This window comes from Porphyrobacter sp. MBR-49, from assembly GCF_053628655.1.
In genome coordinates, this window is the sequence record NZ_JBRJGU010000005.1 from 90,888 (window position 1) to 107,894 (window position 17,007).

A 17,007-nucleotide genomic window follows, 5' to 3' on the forward strand; every position below is an offset into this window, starting at 1 on the left:
GATCACATATTCGGATAGTTCGGCCCGCCGCCGCCCTCAGGCGTTACCCAGTTGATGTTCTGGTTGGGGTCCTTGATGTCGCAGGTCTTGCAGTGGACGCAGTTCTGCGAGTTGATCTGGAACTTGGGGCTGCCGTCAGCTTCCTCCAGCCATTCATACACCCCCGCCGGGCAGTAACGCGCCGAGGGGCCGCCGAACACCGCCAACTCGCTCGCCTTTTGCAAGCCTAAGTCCGCCACCTGCAAATGCAACGGCTGATCCTCGGCGTGGTTGGTGTAGCTATAGGCGACGTTGGTCAGCTTATCGAAGGTGATCACGCCATCCGGCTTGGGGTAGTCGATCTTGGGATAAAGATCGGCGCGGCCGGTCATTTCGTGATCGGCGTGGAACTTCATTGTGATCGGCAGGCCGATCTTGAGCTGGCGCATCCACATGTCGATCCCGCCGAGCAGCGTGCCGATGTCATCGCCGTACTTCTCCATCGCCGGGAGAACGTTCTTGACCTTCTGAAGCTCGTCTCCAACCCAGCTGCCGCGCACGGCAGGCTCGTAATCGGTGAGCTCGGTCTTCTCGTGGCCCGCGGCGATCGCCGCAGCGACGCTTTCGGCCGCCAGCATCCCGCTCTTCATCGCGGTGTGGCTGCCCTTGATGCGCGGCACGTTCACAAAGCCCGCCGCGCAGCCGATCAGCGCACCACCGGGGAAAGCGAGCTTGGGGATCGACTGCCAACCGCCGTCATTGATGACGCGGGCGCCGTAGCTGACGCGCTTACCGCCTTCGAGATATTCGCGGATCGCTGGGTGCTGCTTCCAGCGCTGGAATTCCTGATAGGGCGAGACCCACGGGTTCTTGTAGTTGAGCCAGGTCACAAAGCCGAGCGCCACCTGCCCATTGGCCTGATGGTAGAGGAACCCGCCGCCATTGCTGCCGCTCTCCGACAGCGGCCAGCCCTGCGTGTGGATCACCCGACCCGGCTTGTGCTTCGCCGGATCAATGTCCCACAATTCCTTGATGCCGAGGCCATAGATCTGCGGCTGGCAATCTGCCTCAAGATCAAAACGCGCCTTCATTCGCTTGGTCAGATGCCCGCGCGCGCCTTCGGCAAACAGGGTGTACTTGGCGTGGATTTCCATGCCGGGGGTGTAATCGGGTTTGTGGCTGCCATCAGCGGCGATACCCATGTCCTGTGTGATGACGCCAGCGACGCGGCCTTCTTCGTCGATCATCACCTCGGCAGCGGGAAAGCCGGGGAACACCATCACCCCCAACCCTTCGGCCTGTTCGGCCAGCCAGCGCGTCATGTTGCCGAGCGACCCCGTGTAGCACCCGTGGTTCGACAGGAACGAGGGCATGATGAGGTGCGGGATGGCGGTTTTGCCCGTCTTGGACAAAGCCCAGTGCCAATTGTCGGTCACCTGGGTTTCCGCCATCGGGCAGCCTTGCTCACGCCATTCGGGCAGTAATTCGTCCAAAGCCTTGGGATCGACCACCGCGCCCGACAGGATATGCGCGCCGATTTCCGAGCCTTTCTCCAGCACGATCACCTCAAGCTCAGCATTGATCTGCTTGAGTCGGATCGCCGATGCCAGTCCCGCCGGGCCACCGCCGACGATCACGACGTCGCAGGGCATTGATTCACGTGTCGTCATGGGGCTTTCCTGTTTGCTGATGCTTTGAGCGCGCCCGCCGCACACTCCGGCGAATTGATCTTATGACCCACTTGCTAACTGGGTATGGGACAGTCAAGACCTGCCTTCATCAGCATGACCCAACCGGCCCCCTCTCTAGCACGCGAATTCGACGCATCGCTCGCCTGGTGGCGCGCGGCCGGGGTGGACTGTGACTTTGCCGATGACGCTACGACGTGGTTGGCAGACGCGCCATTGGAAGCGGCTGCGACAGCGGGCGCTGCGTTATCTGGCGCACAGCGAACCGCGCCCTCGCCCGCCGGGCATGAAATGGCGCCGCAACGGATTGTCCCCTCGCCCGCCCCCGCCCCGGTGGCTCAGCGCCGCAACCTGCTGGGCGATTCGCCGCCCGCTGATCTGGCTGCGTTTCGCCAGTGGTGGCTGGAATCGCCCGAACTCGATACCGGCGGGCTTTATCCCCGGATTGCGCCGCGCGGCGATTCCGGCGCCGCGTTGATGGTGCTGGTGCCGCAGCCCGAGGAACACGACCGCGACGTGCTGCTGCAAGGGCCGCAGGGCCGCTTGCTGGCGAATATTCTGGCCGCGATGGGGCTGGATGACAGCGCGACTTACATTGCCTCTGCCCTGCCCTGCCACACACCGATGGCCGATCTGGCCAACTTGGCCGCTGGCGGAATGGACGCGGTGCTGGCGCATCACATTGCGCGCGCCGCGCCGCAACGCTTGCTGGTGCTGGGCACCGGGCTTGCACCGATGCTTGGCCCGCAAGACGATCAACCTTTACGTGAAATCAACCATAATGGTGGCAAGACCCCGGTCATGGTCAGTGAAACGCTTGATGCCATGATGGATATGCCCCGGCTCAAAGCCCGATTCTGGAAGAGATGGATGGAATGGTCAGCCTCAAACTAATGCGCAAGCGCGCCGGATTTGCGGCAATTGCCTTGGCGGGGCTGGCTCTGCCGGTCGCCGCACAGGCGCAATCGGGCAGCCTTGTCGCACAATGGGGCAATCAGACGCGCGGCGAAAGCGCGCTTCCAGCGGTGCTTGGGCAGGAAGAACGCGCGCATTACCGCCAGTTGTTCGCGGCGATTGATGCCCAGCAATGGAGCGTGGTTGAAGAACTGCTGGCACAGCGCCCCGATGGCGTTCTGACGCAGGTTGCCCGCGCCGAATATTACACCCACGCCAATAGTCCCAAAATTTCGCCCGAACAGATCGCTGCGTGGTTCACCGCCGGAGTCGAACTGCCGCAGGCCGATCAGCTGGTGCGGATGGGGGCCAAGCGCGGGGTCGAATACCTGCCCGCGCTTCCCCCTGAACAAGGCTTCGCCCGCCAACCCTATGCGCCAAAACGGATCCTGCCGCGCACTGTGAACGATGGCACGATGGCCGCCGCGACCGCATCGGCAATCCTTGAAGCGATCAAGGCTGACAATCCCGCCGAAGCCCAGCGCCTGCTGGCCGAAGCGGATTGGCAACTCTCCAGCGATGCCCGCGCCGAATGGCGCCAGCGCGTGGCGTGGAGCCATTATATCGAGAATGATGACGCTGCCGCGCTCGAACTGGCACGCACCGTTGCCGAAGGTTCGGGCGAATGGGTGGCTGAAGGCGCGTGGGTCGAAGGGCTGGCCGCGTGGCGGTTGGGCCATTGCTCGCTCGCCGGGGACGCATTTTCCCGCACCGCATCGCGCGCCTCGAATGTCGAACTTGCCGCCGCAGGCCACTACTGGGCGCACCGCGCAGCTGTGCGCTGCCGCGAACCGGGACAGGCGCAGCAGCACCTTTCCGCGGCCGCGCAGATGGACGAAACGCTCTACGGGATGCTCGCCGCCGATCAGCTTGGCATTGAACTGCCCGCCCACGCTCCGCCGCAGGCATTCGAGCGCACCGATTGGGAACAGCTGGCCCGCCGTGGCAATATCCGCGTGGCAGTGGCGCTGGCCGAGATTGGCCGCCCCGCGCTCGCCGATGAGGTGCTGCGCCACGAAGCGCGGATCGGCCCTGCCAGCCAGTTTGCCGCATTGTCGCGGCTGGCGCGCGAATTGGGGATGCCCGCAACACAATTGTTCATGGCGCACAACGCGCCTTACGGCACCCGCAGCGATCCATCGCTGCGGTTCCCGGTAGCGCGCTGGCAACCGGTAGATGGCTGGCAGGTCGATCCCTCGCTCGCCTTTGCCCACGCGCTGCAGGAATCCAATTTCCGCGCCACTGCGGTCAGCCCCGCCAATGCGCGCGGGTTGATGCAGATCACCCCGATCACCGTGCGCCAACACGCACCGCGCCTCAATATGAGCGCGTCCTACGTCAATCTCGACGATCCCGAAGTGAACCTGGCATTCGGCCAGCGCAATCTTGAAATGCTGCGCGATTCGCCTGCAACCGGCGGAACACTGCCCAAGATCATGGCCGCCTATAATGCCGGCCTGACCCCGGTGGCGCGCTGGAATTCCGAGATCAACGACCAGAACGATCCGCTATTGTGGATGGAATCGATCCCCTATTGGGAAACGCGCGGCTATGTTGCGATCGTGATGCGCAATTACTGGATGTATGAGCGCGCTGCCGGAGCGCCATCCCCCAGCCGCCGCGCGCTGGCGCAGGGTCGCTGGCCGGAATTTCCGCAAGCGCAAGCGGTGCGGTCTGCGCTGCTGGAACGCTAATGACGCGGTTTAAGCGCTGAGAACCCAGTTTTCGCTGGGATGAGGGATTGGGCTGGCGCGGATTAGGCAGCGCGAAGGGTTAACGCCTGCCCCTTACCCAAACGCCGCACCCACCTTGCCCGGTGCAAAGCGGATCAGGCGGCTGTCTGCCAGCGCGGCGGTGCGGTTCGCCACAGCCAGCTGGTAATCCGGGTCTTTGATCATATCGAAAAACGCGCCCGCATTGGCATATTGCGCGATAAAGCCATCGTGCCAGACGCGGTCATCCGGGCCAGTCACCATCGTCTGGAACGTGCCGCGCCACACGATGCTGCCGCCGACGCGGGCAAAGATCGGGCCGCTGGTTTTGCCGTATTCCTGATAGGCGCGCCGTCCGCTCCAGCCCTTGCCCGCATGTTCGTGGCCTTCCGGATATTCGGCATGGTCGCGGTAAAGCAGCAGGTTGAGCATCGCAATCGGCTCATCACGCGGCAGATCCTTGAACGCGGCGAAATTGGCGGGTGATGGGTCAATATAGGTTACGTTGGTCAAATCATTTCCTTCGTCATTGCGAGCAGCCGCACGGCTGCGCGGCAATCCATGAACCGGTCAGACGTAGCGAAGCGTCATGGATTACGTCGTCGCTACGCTCCTCGCAATGACGAGGAGAGATCAGGATCTATTCCGTCAAGATGTAATCGCTAAATCGGTCGCGCAGGTCTTTCTTTGAAATCTTGCCGGTCGCGGTGTGCGGAATGTCGTCGACGAATTCGACCGCGTCGGGCAGCCACCACTTGGCGACAATCGGTTTCAGATGCTCGATGATCTCCCCGCCGGTGACGTCCGCGCCAGCCTTCCTGACCACGAACAGCACCGGGCGTTCATCCCACTTTGGGTGGCTGATGCCGATGCAGGCCGCCTCAGCCACCGCCGGATGCCCGCAGGCGGCATTTTCCAGCTCGACCGAACTGATCCATTCGCCGCCCGATTTGATCACGTCCTTGGTGCGGTCGGTCAGTTGCAGGGTGCCATCAGGGTGCAGGATGCCGACATCGCCGGTATCGAACCAGCCATCATCGCCAACCGCGTCCTTCTCCGCCTTGAAATAGCGCTTGATGATCCACGGCCCGCGAATTTGCAGCGCGCCGCTGGTCTGGCCATCGCGCGGCAGTTCGGTGGTCATGTCGTCGAGATCGACGGTGCGCAATTGCACCCCGAAAATCGGACGGCCCTGCATCGCGATCTTTTCGATCCTTTGTTCAAGGGTCAGGCTGTCCCAATCCCAGGTCGGCCCGCCAACCGTGCCGATCGGGCTGGTTTCGGTCATCCCCCAGGCGTGCTGCACGCGGATGCCGCACTTCAAAAGCCGTTCGATCATGAACTTGGGCGCGGCTGATCCGCCGATGGTGGCGGCCTTCAACGGCGGCAGGTCGAGGCCATTGGCATCGCAATACTGAAAGTGCGCCAGCCACACCGTCGGCACACCCGCAGAATCGGTCACACCTTCGCGCAGCATCAGATCGTGCAGCACGGCGGGATCATTGACCGCCGAAAACACGAACTTTATCCCCGCCATCGCGCCCGCATAGGGCAAGCCCCAGCTCGCCGCGTGGAACATCGGCACCACGGGCAGCATCACCGAAGCGCTGGAGAAATTGAACGCCGATGGTTGCAGCCCGGCCATGGCGTGCATCACGGTGGAGCGGTGTTCGTATTGCACGCCCTTGGGATTGCCGGTGGTGCCGGAGGTATAGCAGATCATGCAAGGATCGCTTTCTGCCCCGCTGACCCATTCGAAGACGCCATCGTGCGCCCCGATCCAATCCTCAAACGCCGGGGCGTGATCGCCGCTATCGTAGCATATGTAATGTTCAACCATCGGCCAGCGCGATTTCATACGGTCGACAATCGGCTGGAACGCCGCATCGTAACACATCACCCGGTCTTCGGCGTGGTTGACTATATAGTCGAGCTGATCGTCAAACAGCCGCGGGTTCACCGTGTGCAGCACCCCGCCCATGCCTGCGACGCCATACCAGCTGACCAGATGGCGCGCGTGGTTCATTGCGAGGCTCGCGACCTTGTCGCCCGGTTTGAGGCCAAGCGCCTGCAACGCTTGGGCCATCATCAACGCATCGCGGCGGATACCGGCCCAATCGGTGCGGGTGACGCTGCCGTCGGCCCAGCGGGTAACGATTTCGCGCGTTGGCGCTTCACGGGCAGCGTGATCGATCACCGCCGTCACCCGCATCGTCCAGTCCTGCATTGCCCCAAGCCTTGATCCGGCCATCGCTGTCTCTCTCCCTCAATAGCGCAATTAATTGCGTCAAATTTGGTGAATCATGGCCATTCAATGCCCATCACTGGGCTGCTTGGCAATCATCCAACGTAGCCATCGCGCCGGTGACGAGCGGTTTGCGCCCCCGGCCGTGCGATGTGCGTGGAATTCACGCCACCAGCCGCAGCCGCGCTTTGCCCTTCAATGGCACCAGCGCGACATTGTCGATCCCCTCAACCGCCGCCAGCCGCTCCGCCAGTTCACCATTCAGCCAGAACCCGCCGCCCAGCCGCACCTGCGCATGGCCGTCCGCCGCCAGCGCAAGGCGCACCACCACTTCGCCGCTGCCGCTGCCGCTGCGCTGGTGTTCCTGCGCAAGATCGAGTTCGATCCGCAGTTCAAGCAGCGCCTCAATGCTGGCGATATCGGCGGTCAATTGCATCGCCGTCGCCCCGCTGACCGCCGCAAGGGGCCGCGCGCCGCGCACGGTCAGGCGCGGCGGCTCATCAGGGTTGGGCGCATCCAGCTCGACCGTCAGCAGCAGGCATTCGCCTTCCTGTCCCCAGCGTTCAAACTGCGGCACCAGCGCCTCTTCAAAACAGGCGGCGGAAAACTGGCCCGACGAATCCGAAAAATCCGCGCGCACAAAGGTGCCGCCCTTGCGGGTGCGCGCCTTGGTGATGCCTTCGACCAGCGCCGCCATCACCGCTGTGCCGCGCCCGCCCGGCGGCGCGCCTGCTTCCATCAGGCTCTGATAAGTGCGCGCGCCATTGGCCGAGGCGACATCGCGATATTGCTGCACCGGATGGGCGGAGAAATAAAAGCCGAAATTCTCACGCTCCTTCGCCATGCGCTCTGCCCGGCTCCACGCGGGGGCGGATTGCAGGCGCAAATCCTCCTCCGCCGCCGTCTCGCCGCCGAACAAAGCCGCCTGCCCGCTTGATCGTTCGCGCAAAGCGGCATCAGCCACCGCCACCAGCAGATCGGCATTGGCATAAAGCAGTCCGCGATCCGGTTCGAGGCCGTCAAACGCGCCCGCGCAAATCAGGCCTTCCAGCTGCCGCCGGTTCATGCTGCCCTGCGGCAAGCGTTCGAACAGGTCTTTGATGCTGGCAAAGGCCCCGCCCGCCTGCCGCTGCGCCGCGATCGCTTCCATCGCCTTTTCACCGACATTGCGAATGCCCGCGAGCGCATAGCGCACCGCGTAACCGTGATCGGTCTGTTCAACGGTAAAGCGCGCCTGACTGGCGTTGATATCGGGCGGCAACACCTCAACCCCGCCATTGCCGTTCGGGTAGCGTCGCGCATCATCGACAAACACGCTCAGTTTGTCCGACTGGTGCAGGTCGAAACACATCGACGCGGCGTAGAATTCTTCCGGGTAGTGCGCTTTGAGCCAACCCGTCTGATAGGCCAGCAGCGCATAGGCGGCGGCGTGGGATTTGTTGAAGCCGTAGCCGGCAAACTTGTCGATCAAATCGAACAGCTCGTTGGCGTGTCTGGCCTCAATGCCGGACACCTCGCGGCAGCCTTCGATGAAGCGTTGGCGCTGGACGTCCATTTCGGCCTGATTCTTCTTGCCCATCGCGCGGCGCAGCAGGTCGGCATCGCCGAGCGAGTAGCCCGCCAGCACCTGTGCGGCCTGCATCACCTGTTCCTGATAGACGAAAATCCCGTAGGTTTCGGCCAGAATGCCTTCCAGCTTGGGGTGCGGATATTCGATCGGCACCGCGCCCGCTTTGCGCTGACCGAACAGCGGAATGTTGTCCATCGGGCCGGGGCGATAGAGCGAGACGAGCGCGATGATGTCGCCGAAATTGGTCGGCTTCACCGCTTTCAGCGTACGCCGCATCCCTTCGGATTCCAGCTGGAACACGCCCACGGTATTGCCCGTCTGCATCAGGCTATAGACCGCCGGATCGTCCAGCGGCAGCGCCCCCAGATCAATGCTGATCCCGCGCTCCCCCAGCAGATCAACCGCCTTGCGCAGCACCGACAGGGTTTTGAGACCGAGGAAGTCGAACTTCACCAGCCCGCTGGATTCGACATATTTCATGTCGAACTGCGTCACCGGCATATCGGATCGCGGATCGCGGTAGAGCGGAACCAGTTGCGCCAGCGGACGATCCCCGATCACCACGCCCGCCGCGTGGGTCGATGAATTGCGCGGCATCCCTTCCAATTGCATGGCGAGGTCAACGAGGCGTTTCACCTCCTTGTCGTTATCATATTCGCGCTTGAACTCCGCCACCCCGTTCAGCGCACGCGGTAGCGGCCACGGGTCGGTCGGGTGGTTGGGGATCATCTTGCACAGGCGGTCGACCTGACCATAGCTCATCTGCAAAATACGCCCGCAATCGCGCAGCACCGCGCGCGCCTTCAGCTTGCCGAATGTGATGATTTGCGCGACGTGATCGCTGCCATATTTGGCCTGCACATAGCGGATCACCTCGCCGCGCCGGGTTTCGCAAAAGTCGATATCAAAGTCGGGCATCGACACGCGTTCGGGGTTGAGGAAACGTTCGAACAGCAGCCCCAGCCGGATCGGATCGAGATCGGTGATAGTCAGCGCCCAGGCGACTACCGAACCCGCGCCAGACCCGCGCCCCGGCCCCACCGGAATGCCCTGTTCCTTGGCCCATTTGATGAAATCGGCCACGATCAGGAAGTAGCCGGGAAAGCCCATTTTCACGATCACGTCGATTTCGAATTCGAGGCGGTTGAAATAGACCTGCCGATCTTCGGCCGGCAGGTCTGGATAGGCAGCCAATCGCGCCTCCAACCCCTTTCGCGAATCCTCCGCCAGCGCCCGCGCTTCGCCCGACAGGTCGCCTGCAAGGCTCGGCAGGATCGGCTTGCGATACGGCGGCGCGAAGGCACAGCGTTGCGCAATCACCAGCGTGTTGGCGGTCGCTTCGGGCAGGTCGGCGAAGGCCTCGTCCATCATGCTGGCCGATTTGACGAAAGCCTGCGGGTTGGAACGCGGGCGATCCTCGGCCTCGATCTGGGTCGAATGGGCAATGCACAGCATCGCGTCATGCGCCTTGTGCATGTGCGGTTCGGCGAAGTTGGCGGGGTTGGTGGCAACCAGCGGCAGATCGCGCGCATAGGCAAGATCGATCAGCGCGCTTTCTGCCCGTTCGCACACCGGATCACCGTGCCGCGCCAGTTCGATGTAGAGCCGCTGCGGAAACAATGCCTCCAACTGCGTGGCCAGCCGCGCCGCCGCTTCGGCTTGCCCATCGGCGAGCAACCGGGTCAGCCCGCCCTCTCCCGCGCCGGTCAGCGCTATCAGCCCGCCCGTATGCCCTTCAAGATCGGCAAGCGTAACGTGCGGGTCAAGCTCCAGCGGGCGATCAAGGTGGGCCTGCGATACCAGGTGGCACAGGTTGCCATAGCCTTCGTCATCCTGCGCCAGCAGTGCGAGGTAATCGATGCTGCGCGCGTCCGATCCTGCCACCCCTTCGCGCGCCACCCCCAGCAATGCGCCGATGATCGGCTGCACACCTTCGGCCTTGCACGCGGCGGCGAAGGGCATGACCCCGTAAAGCCCGTTGCGGTCGCAGATGGCGATGGCGGGAAAGCCGCGTTCCTTTGCCAGCTTGGCAATGTCCTTGGGATCGATTGCCCCTTCGAGCATCGAGAAGGACGAGAGCACGCGCAAGGGGACAAATGGAGCAAAAGCCATGATGCGACTATGCGCAAACAGGCTGCCAGCGCCAAGGGCGACTTCCACAGGAAACTCATGGTCGTCGTGCCAGCGAAAGCTGGCATCTCATGTTGCAAACGCGGCGCTCGCAATGACGAAGATATGCCTACAGCAGCTTTTCGATATCCTTGGCGATCCGTTCGGGCGCGTCGGTCGGACCGTAGCGTTTGACCACCTTGCCATCGCGGCCCACCAGAAACTTGGTGAAGTTCCACTTGATCGCGGTCGATCCCATCAGGCCCTTCGCCGAAGTTTTCATCCAGTCATACAGCGGCGATGCGCCCGCGCCGTTGACATCCACCTTGGCCATCAGCGGGAAAGTGACGCCGAAATTGACCTTGCAGAACTCCGCAATTTCATCGGCATTGCCCGGTTCCTGCCCGCCGAACTGGTTGCAGGGAAAGCCCAGCACTTCAAACCCGCGATCCTGATAGCGCTGATGCAGCTTTTCCAGCCCGTCATATTGCGGGGTAAAACCGCATTTGCTCGCGGTGTTGACCACCAGCAGCACGGTGCCGAGCTTGTCCTTGAGGTCGAGTGTTTCGCTGCGGTTGGTGGTGACAGTGAAATCGGCAATCGTGGTCATGCGCCCATCCTTTTCAAAGCCCGTGGGTCAGCACGCCGTCGTGGAGTCGCACCACGCGGTCCATCCGCCGGGCAAGCCGTTCATTATGCGTCGCGACCAGCGCCGCGCTGCCTTCACCGCGCACCAGCGCGAGGAATTGTTCTAGCACCTTGTCCGCCGTGTGTTCATCAAGATTGCCGGTCGGTTCGTCTGCCAGCACCAGCATCGGGCGGTTGGCCAGCGCGCGGGCAACCGCAACGCGCTGCTGTTCACCGCCCGAAAGCTGGCTGGGGCGGTGGGTCAGGCGCTCGCCGAGGCCGAGGCTGGTGAGCAGACTATCGGCGCGTTCTTCGCAATCAGCGCGCGGTGTGCCGAGGATCATCTGCGGCATCACCACATTCTCGCGCGCATCGAAATCGGGCAGCAGGTGGTGGAACTGGTAAACGAACCCCAGATGTTCACGCCGCAGCCGGGTGCGCTGATCGCTGGCAAGCTCCTCCGCGCGTTCCCCCGCCACGCTGATCGATCCTTCGAACCCGCCTTCAAGCAGGCCGACCGCTTGCAGCATCGTTGATTTGCCCGAACCCGAAGGGCCGAGCAGCGCGACAATTTCCCCCGGCATGATGTCGAGATCGACCCCGCGCAGCACTTCGATACGCTGGCCGCCCTGTTCAAAGGTGCGCTTCAAGCCCTTCAACGAAACGATCAGAGCGTCAGGGTTCAAGGGGCTATTCATAACGCAGCACCTGCACCGGATCGGTATTGGCCGCCTTCAGCGCCGGATAGAGCGTGGCCAGAAAGCTCATCACCAACGCGAGCGTAACAATCCCGGCGATCTCCCACGGATCGGTGCGCGATGGCAGGGTCGTAAGGAACCGCACCTGCGGATCCCAGATTTCCTGCCCGGTGGTGAACGCGATGAAATCGACAATCGGCTCGCGGAAGAACAGCACGATCGCGCCCAGCACCAGACCGGCAAAGGTGCCAATCGCACCGACGGTGGTGCCGGTGGTGACGAAAATCTTGAGCAAGCTCCTGCGCGTTGCCCCCATTGTCCGCATGATCGCAATGTCGCGGGTCTTGGCGCGCACCAGCATCACCAGGCTGGAAAGGATGTTGAACGCGGCCACCAGCACCATGAAACTCAGCGCAAATGCCATCGCCACGCGTTCAACCTGCAAGGCTTCGAACAGCGCCGAATTGATCGTTTTCCAGTCGGCAATCACCGCCTTGCCCGCCAGTTGCGTGGCCAGCGGTTCAAGGATTTGGCCGACCCGGTCAGGGTTATCCACGGTCACTTCGATCATCCCGATGGAATCGCCCATCAATAGCAATTTCTGCGCATCCTTGATCGGCAGGACGACGAATTTCTCGTCATAGTCATAGATGCCGACTTCAAAGATCGCGCCGACTTCATACCCGACCTGCCGGATCGAGGTGCCGAATGGCGTCGCGCGGCCCTGCGGGTTGATGATGGTGATGGTATCCCCCACCCGCGCGCCGATATTCTGCGCCAGCCGCGTGCCGATAGCGATCCGGCCCGATCCATCGCGCAAGCTTGCCATGTCGCCCAGCACGACCTTTTCACCCAGTTCGGCAATATCCTTGTCAGTCTGGCCGCGCACGAACACTGCTTCTGCCCGGCCATTGAAGCTGGTCAACAGCGGCTGTTCGATCAGCGGAGAGGCATCGACGACGCCGGGCGTGCGCTCGACATTGGCGAGCACGCTTTCCCAATCATCCAGCCTGCCGCCATAGGCCTGCACAATCGCATGGCCGTTCAGCCCGACGATCTTGTCCATCAATTCAGCGCGAAAGCCGTTCATCACGCTCATCACGATCACCAGCATCGCGACCGACAACATCACCACGCCCACCGAAATCCCGGCGACCAGCGCAATGAACGCCTCCCCCTTGCCGGGCCAGAGGTACCGTTTGGCGATCATCCATTCGAATGGGGAGAGCATGGGAAGGTCAGTGCTGCCTGTAAGGTGAACATTGCCTGTAGTGCGCCGGGGCAAAGGCCGCAATCCCGCGTTGAAACCTGTCCCCGGCACCACCAAAGCAATCCAGACTTGTCACAACGTGGTCAGCAAAAAGCCGGGCATCGCCATCCCGCTTTCGCTTGTAATTGATCCGTCACATCGCCATTGGGGCGGAGCGCCCCGGAAGCAATCTTGCCGACAGGTCTGGTGATACCGATGACACCCCTGAATATGACCCACCCCTTCCTTGATGCGGATGGAGACAAGCTGCGCGAAGAATGTGGGGTATTTGGCGCGATCAATGCCTCCGATGCGGCCGCAGCAACGGCTTTGGGCCTCCACGCGTTGCAGCATCGCGGGCAGGAAGCCGCCGGGATCACCAGCTTTGACGGTCACGAGTTTTACTCGCGCCGGGGGCTTGGCCATGTTGCCGAAAATTTCTCCTCACCCGAGGCCATCGCCGAATTGCCCGGCCACATGGCGGCAGGTCACGTGCGTTATTCCACCACCGGCGGATCGGGCCTGCGCAACGTTCAGCCGCTTTATGCCGAACTCGCCAGCGGCGGGTTCGCGGTGGCGCACAACGGCAATATCTCCAACGCGATGATGCTGCGCACCGATCTGGTGAACAAGGGTTCGATCTTTCAATCGACCTCCGATACCGAAGTGATCATCCACCTCGTTGCAACCAGCCGTTATCCCACTATCGCTGATCGGCTGGTTGACGCGCTGCGGCTGGTCGAAGGCGCCTATGCGCTGATCGTGATGACCCCCGAAGGCATGATCGCCTGCCGCGACCCGCTGGGCATTCGTCCGCTGGTGATGGGCCGGATGGGAGAGACGATCCTGTTTGCCAGCGAAACCGTCGCCTTCGATGTGGTTGGCGGCGAATTCATTCGAGAAGTTGAACCGGGCGAGTTGGTGCTGGTCGATTTCTCCGGCGAAATTACCAGTGTGCGCCCGTTTGGCAGACCACAGCCCCGCCCGTGCATCTTTGAACACGTCTATTTCAGCCGCCCCGACAGCGTATTTGCCGGGCGCAGCGTTTACGAAGCGCGCAAGGCGATCGGCACCCAGCTGGCATTGGAAGCCCCGTGCGATGCCGATCTGGTGGTGCCGGTGCCCGATAGCGGCGTGCCTGCCGCAATCGGGTTCGCGCAAGCTTCGGGCCTGCCGTTTGAACTCGGCATCATCCGTTCGCACTATGTCGGGCGCACCTTCATTCAACCGTCTGACGGTGCGCGCCATTCGGGGGTCAAGCGCAAGCACAACGCCAACCGCGCGCTGGTGGCGGGCAAGCGGATCGTGTTGATCGACGATTCGATTGTGCGCGGCACCACCAGCATGAAAATCGTCGAGATGATGCGCGAAGCTGGCGCCACCGAAGTGCATTTCCGCGTCGCCAGCCCGCCGACTGCGTATTCCTGTTTCTACGGAGTCGATACGCCGGAACGTTCCAAACTGCTCGCCGCGCGGATGGATCTGGAACCGATGCGCGAATTCATCAAGGCTGACAGCCTCGCCTTTGTGTCGATTGACGGATTGTACCGCGCCGTCGGTTCGCAAAATCGCAATGCCGCCTGCCCGCAATTCTGCGACGCTTGCTTCTCGGGCGATTACCCCACCGCGCTGACTGACCTATCGCAGGCCGAAAACAAGGCTGCTGAACTTCCTTTTGCCGATCCGAAAGCCGCCTGATTCCATGACCGAGACGACGAAACCGCTATCCGGGCGCACCGCGCTTGTCACAGGCGCAAGCCGCGGGATCGGGGCCGCCACTGCCAAAGCGCTGGCCGAGGCTGGCGCGCACGTGATTCTGGTGGCGCGTAAGGTAAAGGCACTGGAAGCGGTCGAGGATGAGATTCACGCTTTCGGCGGCACCTCGACCATTGCGCCGCTCGATCTGATGGAGCCCGATGCAGTCACGCGGCTGGCGGGTGCGATTGCCGGACGCTGGAACACGCTCGACATCATGGTGCTGGCCGCAGCCTACCTGCCCGAACTGACCCCGCTGTCGCAGGTTGAACCGAAGCAGTTCAATCAGGCCTTGCTCACCAACGTGGTCGCCACGCAGGCGCTGATCGCCGGGTTCGATCCGTTGCTGCGCCGGGCCGAGGCAGGCCGCATCATCGGGCTGACCAGCAGCGTCGGCGCTACCCCCCGCCCCTATTGGGGTGCCTATGGATCGACCAAGGCGGCGTTTGAAAACCTGCTTGAAACCTATGCTGCCGAAGTCGAGCGGCTCAGCCCCTTGCGCGTCGCCATCATTGATCCGGGCGCGACCCGCACCGAAATGCGCGCCCGCGCCTATCCGGGTGAAGACCCGCAAACGGTCAAGGCCCCAGAAGTGGTCGCCAACCGTCTGGTTGCGCTGCTTACCCAAGGGTTTGACACGCTCCACCGCGAACGCATCGGATAGGGCTCGGCCCCGGTTCGGGCGCCACTCCCCGCAAATACCTACCTGGTCGTTAACCCTTTTCGGCAAATGCGTCTTAGGGGATGCGCTGGCATAGCAGCCGCTGGACCATCCGACTCTCGAGACCACAGGCTAAGTATACAAGGTTCCCAGTGATGGCGCTTACTTCTGATCCCTACCTTACGGCCGCACAGGAAGATCGCTGCGCGCCGCGAACACGGTTGACGATCCCGGCGACCTTGCGCGCATCGGGCGGGCGCGCTTTTCAGAGCGTGGTGCATGACCTGTCGATTTCCGGCTTTTCCGCCGCGTCGATCAACCGGATGCACGAAGGCCAGATGTGCTGGCTGACATTGCCGGGGCTCGAATCGCTGCAGGCCGAGGTGGTGTGGTGGGATAACTGCATCGTCGGATGTGCCTTTTCGGAACTGCTTAGCCCGATCGTGCACGACAATATCCTGCAACGTTACAGCAATATCGGCGTGTACCGTCAGGTGATCTGATCGGGCCGGGTCTGGAGGTTATTCCAGGCTCTCGGCAATCTTGGCCACCACCGCGCGCGCTTGGCTGCGCGCTTCGCTGGAGGTCGCCGTCGGCCAATTGCTGACCACTGCCATCACCAGTTTTTTGTCCGGCACCAGCGTGATCGCCTGTCCAAAAATCCCCTGAGCGCCGTAATTGCCGCCGGGATAGGTCCACCACTGGTAGCCATAGCCAAAGCCCGGCGCATCAGGGCCGAAATCGACCTGCGGCTTGCCTGCTTCGGCAAACCAGCCTTCGGGAACTGTGCCTTTGCCGCCTTCAAGCGCGAACTGGCCCATCCGCGCATAATCCGACAGCCGGAGCGACAGGCAACACCCGCCGATATTACCGCCGCGCGGATCAACCATCCAGAACATGCCCCCGGCAAAGCCCGCCGGTTCGACAATCTTGGCCCGCGCATATTCGGCCAACGGCATCCCGACCGCGTTTTCAACCAGCACCCCGATCAGGTTGGTCTCGCCGGTTTTATAAACCCACTTTTCGCCTGCCGGTGCCTCGCGCGGGAGTGCCTTCATCTGGGCGACCACCGCATCGGGGCCATGGTCGACCACAAACCGCGCCATCTGCGCGACATCGGAATTGGGATCGGTGTAATTCTCGTTCCATGCGACCCCGCTGGTCATGGTGGCGAGCTGACGCACGCTTACGCCTTCATAGGCTGAACCGGCGAGGTCAGGGATATACTGCGTCACCGGATCATCAAGGCTGGTGATAAACCCATCCTTGATCGCCGCGCCAAGCAAGGTCGAGGTAAAGCTTTTGGCGACCGAAAAACTGGTCCAGCGATCCTTGGGGCCAAGGCCGAGAGCATAGCTTTCATACCGCACCTTGCCATCAACCAGCACCATGATCCCGGAAGCATTGGTGTCCTTCATCAGCGCCTTCAGATCGGCTTGCAACGCTTGGCTAAGCGGTGCGCCTTTCGGCAAGATGCGCGGCGTACGCGCGGCAGGCACTTCGTGGCCGGCAAACCACTGTTCCATCGCGCGGAAGCGTTTGCTGCGCTGGTCATCGTTCCAGAACAATATCTGCAAATCGGCTTGGTCGCGCGGCGGCGGTTGGGTGATCGGCGCGGTGAGCGGAGGCGGCGGGACAACAGCCGATTCGCCGCCAATTGTGCCGGTGCATCCCGCCAGCAAAGCAGCGAGCGCGCTGCCTGAAACCAAACGCGAAATCCGCTGTGCGCCGCCCATCATCATATCCCTTTCATGCATTTA

At 62.4% G+C, this 17,007-nt stretch carries 13 protein-coding genes; 5 read left to right on the top strand and 8 right to left on the bottom strand.

Annotated features, from left to right (window positions below):
• Positions 1–2 precede the first annotated feature (2 nt).
• Positions 3–1,649: an electron transfer flavoprotein-ubiquinone oxidoreductase gene (locus ACSSV3_RS08395; protein ID WP_354324382.1), complete on the bottom strand. Its 1,647-nt coding sequence runs from the start codon at positions 1,647–1,649 to the stop codon at positions 3–5.
• A gap of 84 nt (positions 1,650–1,733) precedes the next feature.
• Between ACSSV3_RS08395 and ACSSV3_RS08400 the strand changes: the two genes are divergently transcribed.
• Both ACSSV3_RS08400 and ACSSV3_RS08405 read left to right on the top strand, forming a co-directional pair.
• Positions 1,734–2,561 (top strand): uracil-DNA glycosylase family protein, encoded by an 828-nt coding sequence (locus tag ACSSV3_RS08400; protein WP_354324380.1) that lies wholly within the window; start codon positions 1,734–1,736, stop codon positions 2,559–2,561.
• Complete coding sequence (locus ACSSV3_RS08405; RefSeq protein WP_454184796.1) at positions 2,543–4,315, top strand: lytic transglycosylase domain-containing protein; 1,773 nt, start codon at positions 2,543–2,545, stop codon at positions 4,313–4,315. Before ACSSV3_RS08400 ends, ACSSV3_RS08405 begins: the two co-directional genes overlap by 19 nt.
• Positions 4,316–4,408: 93 nt before the next feature.
• Here the strand turns inward: ACSSV3_RS08405 and ACSSV3_RS08410 are convergent, their stop codons facing one another.
• From ACSSV3_RS08410 to ACSSV3_RS08435, 6 genes are all read right to left on the bottom strand, one after another.
• Positions 4,409–4,846: a DUF1330 domain-containing protein gene (locus tag ACSSV3_RS08410; protein ID WP_354324376.1), complete on the bottom strand. Its 438-nt coding sequence runs from the start codon at positions 4,844–4,846 to the stop codon at positions 4,409–4,411.
• 127 nt (positions 4,847–4,973) lie between these two features.
• Complete coding sequence (locus ACSSV3_RS08415; protein ID WP_354324374.1) at positions 4,974–6,584, bottom strand: long-chain fatty acid--CoA ligase; 1,611 nt, start codon at positions 6,582–6,584, stop codon at positions 4,974–4,976.
• A 157-nt stretch (positions 6,585–6,741) separates the two neighbouring features.
• Entirely contained in the window at positions 6,742–10,260 is a 3,519-nt protein-coding gene (gene dnaE, locus ACSSV3_RS08420) for a DNA polymerase III subunit alpha (RefSeq protein WP_354324373.1), read from the bottom strand.
• Positions 10,261–10,387: 127 nt separating this feature from the next.
• Positions 10,388–10,867: a glutathione peroxidase gene (locus ACSSV3_RS08425; RefSeq protein ID WP_354324371.1), complete on the bottom strand. Its 480-nt coding sequence runs from the start codon at positions 10,865–10,867 to the stop codon at positions 10,388–10,390.
• 13 nt (positions 10,868–10,880) lie between these two features.
• Positions 10,881–11,582, bottom strand: coding sequence for an ABC transporter ATP-binding protein (locus tag ACSSV3_RS08430; RefSeq protein WP_354324370.1), 702 nt, complete (start codon positions 11,580–11,582; stop codon positions 10,881–10,883).
• On the bottom strand, positions 11,575–12,813 hold the full coding sequence (locus tag ACSSV3_RS08435; protein WP_354324368.1) for a lipoprotein-releasing ABC transporter permease subunit: 1,239 nt from the start codon (positions 12,811–12,813) through the stop codon (positions 11,575–11,577). The genes ACSSV3_RS08430 and ACSSV3_RS08435 overlap by 8 nt, the downstream gene beginning before the upstream one ends.
• A gap of 243 nt (positions 12,814–13,056) precedes the next feature.
• On the opposite strand from ACSSV3_RS08435, the gene purF reads away from it, so the two are divergent.
• The 3 genes from purF to ACSSV3_RS08450 all read left to right on the top strand — a co-directional run bounded on the left by purF (position 13,057) and on the right by ACSSV3_RS08450 (position 15,750).
• The gene (purF, locus tag ACSSV3_RS08440) at positions 13,057–14,529 is read left to right on the top strand and encodes an amidophosphoribosyltransferase (protein ID WP_354324523.1); all 1,473 of its coding nucleotides are present in this window, start codon (positions 13,057–13,059) and stop codon (positions 14,527–14,529) included.
• A gap of 4 nt (positions 14,530–14,533) precedes the next feature.
• Positions 14,534–15,250, top strand: a complete 717-nt coding sequence (locus ACSSV3_RS08445; protein WP_354324367.1) for an SDR family NAD(P)-dependent oxidoreductase — start codon at positions 14,534–14,536, stop codon at positions 15,248–15,250.
• A gap of 152 nt (positions 15,251–15,402) precedes the next feature.
• A complete protein-coding gene (locus ACSSV3_RS08450; protein ID WP_354324365.1) occupies positions 15,403–15,750 on the top strand; it encodes a PilZ domain-containing protein in 348 nt (115 codons plus the stop codon).
• A gap of 18 nt (positions 15,751–15,768) precedes the next feature.
• Here the strand turns inward: ACSSV3_RS08450 and ACSSV3_RS08455 are convergent, their stop codons facing one another.
• A complete protein-coding gene (locus tag ACSSV3_RS08455; RefSeq protein WP_354324363.1) occupies positions 15,769–17,004 on the bottom strand; it encodes a serine hydrolase domain-containing protein in 1,236 nt (411 codons plus the stop codon).
• Between the last annotated feature and the right edge of the window lie 3 nt (positions 17,005–17,007).

What these genes read in the sequence shown, in the direction of transcription:
- ACSSV3_RS08395 (WP_354324382.1), bottom strand. Translation starts at nt 1,649, where the DNA reads ATGACGACACGTGAATCAATGCCCTGCGACGTCGTGATCGTCGGCGGT.
- ACSSV3_RS08400 (WP_354324380.1), top strand. Translation starts at nt 1,734, where the DNA reads ATGGGACAGTCAAGACCTGCCTTCATCAGCATGACCCAACCGGCCCCC.
- ACSSV3_RS08405 (WP_454184796.1), top strand. Translation starts at nt 2,543, where the DNA reads ATGGTCAGCCTCAAACTAATGCGCAAGCGCGCCGGATTTGCGGCAATT.
- ACSSV3_RS08415 (WP_354324374.1), bottom strand. Translation starts at nt 6,584, where the DNA reads ATGGCCGGATCAAGGCTTGGGGCAATGCAGGACTGGACGATGCGGGTG.
- dnaE (WP_354324373.1), bottom strand. Translation starts at nt 10,260, where the DNA reads ATGGCTTTTGCTCCATTTGTCCCCTTGCGCGTGCTCTCGTCCTTCTCG.
- ACSSV3_RS08425 (WP_354324371.1), bottom strand. Translation starts at nt 10,867, where the DNA reads ATGACCACGATTGCCGATTTCACTGTCACCACCAACCGCAGCGAAACA.
- ACSSV3_RS08430 (WP_354324370.1), bottom strand. Translation starts at nt 11,582, where the DNA reads ATGAATAGCCCCTTGAACCCTGACGCTCTGATCGTTTCGTTGAAGGGC.
- ACSSV3_RS08435 (WP_354324368.1), bottom strand. Translation starts at nt 12,813, where the DNA reads ATGCTCTCCCCATTCGAATGGATGATCGCCAAACGGTACCTCTGGCCC.
- ACSSV3_RS08445 (WP_354324367.1), top strand. Translation starts at nt 14,534, where the DNA reads ATGACCGAGACGACGAAACCGCTATCCGGGCGCACCGCGCTTGTCACA.
- ACSSV3_RS08450 (WP_354324365.1), top strand. Translation starts at nt 15,403, where the DNA reads ATGGCGCTTACTTCTGATCCCTACCTTACGGCCGCACAGGAAGATCGC.
- ACSSV3_RS08455 (WP_354324363.1), bottom strand. Translation starts at nt 17,004, where the DNA reads ATGCATGAAAGGGATATGATGATGGGCGGCGCACAGCGGATTTCGCGT.